Annotated in this window: 1 protein-coding gene; it reads right to left on the bottom strand. The window is 33.5% G+C overall.

What is annotated here, in order from left to right; genetic code table 11:
• Positions 1-358, bottom strand: a 358-nt coding sequence (locus tag BKH42_RS09265; RefSeq protein ID WP_180674058.1) for a tyrosine-type recombinase/integrase, incomplete at both ends; no start/stop codon positions are given.

Raw genomic sequence — 358 nt, 5'->3', positions numbered from 1 at the left:
TAGGGCTTTGCCTTTTTGGTTGCAAAAAAGTAGATTATTATCAATGTTATTGATAGTGTTGCGAATCTCTAGCCAGTGTTTAAGAAGCTTTTCTATATGGTTTTTACGAATCATTGCCATGCGGTATTTATGACCTTTCCCTAGAATGTTTAACAGATAAATATCATTCTCTAAAACAATGTCTTTGATCCTTAGATTGAGTACTTCGCTCACACGCACTCCAGTATAAATGATTATTTTAATAATCAATCGGTTTCTTGAAGCTATTTTTGCAGACATATCAAAATCATCTATAGCACGAAAAAACCTTTCTATTTCTGATTCGTTCATATGGGTTGGGAGCTTTTGTCCTGACTTT

The organism is Helicobacter sp. 13S00482-2 (genome assembly GCF_002272795.1).
GTDB lineage: Bacteria > Campylobacterota > Campylobacteria > Campylobacterales > Helicobacteraceae > Helicobacter_J.
The sequence above is the reverse complement of the archived record's forward strand: the minus strand, read 5'-3'. Positions and strand labels throughout refer to the sequence as shown.